The organism is Paraburkholderia sp. BR14320 (assembly GCF_040948665.1).
In the GTDB taxonomy this organism is placed as follows: Bacteria; Pseudomonadota; Gammaproteobacteria; order Burkholderiales; family Burkholderiaceae; genus Paraburkholderia; species Paraburkholderia youngii.
This window is the reverse complement of sequence record NZ_JBFPKG010000394.1, coordinates 1-248: the sequence shown is the minus strand read 5'-3', so window position 1 is coordinate 248 and position 248 is coordinate 1. Positions and strand designations below refer to the sequence as shown.

General features: G+C 54.8%; 1 protein-coding gene. It reads left to right on the top strand.

Annotated elements, in window-relative coordinates:
• Positions 1-36 precede the first annotated feature (36 nt).
• Positions 37-248, top strand: a 212-nt coding sequence (locus tag AB3X89_RS40785) for a hypothetical protein (protein ID WP_368588121.1), incomplete at its 3' end; no start/stop codon positions are given.

The following is a 248-nucleotide window of genomic DNA, read 5'->3' as shown; positions in this document are numbered from 1 at the left end:
GTCGGCCTCACAGTGCTTTAAAAAGGTTGATGCGCGTTGAAATTGCACAATGCGAAAGATTTAGCGACGGTGGGCGCTCAAATCGTGGAAGGTCGATTCCGGGCGGGGGTATTTCCGCATCCTGTTAGGGCTGCCAGCGCTATCTTTGCCTTGAATGCCGGGCTATGCGACCGGCCGCTTCTTTTTGCCATCTTTGGGTTCCTTTTGCTGGTCCCTATGACCAGCTCAGGCCCCGACCGTTCCACTTA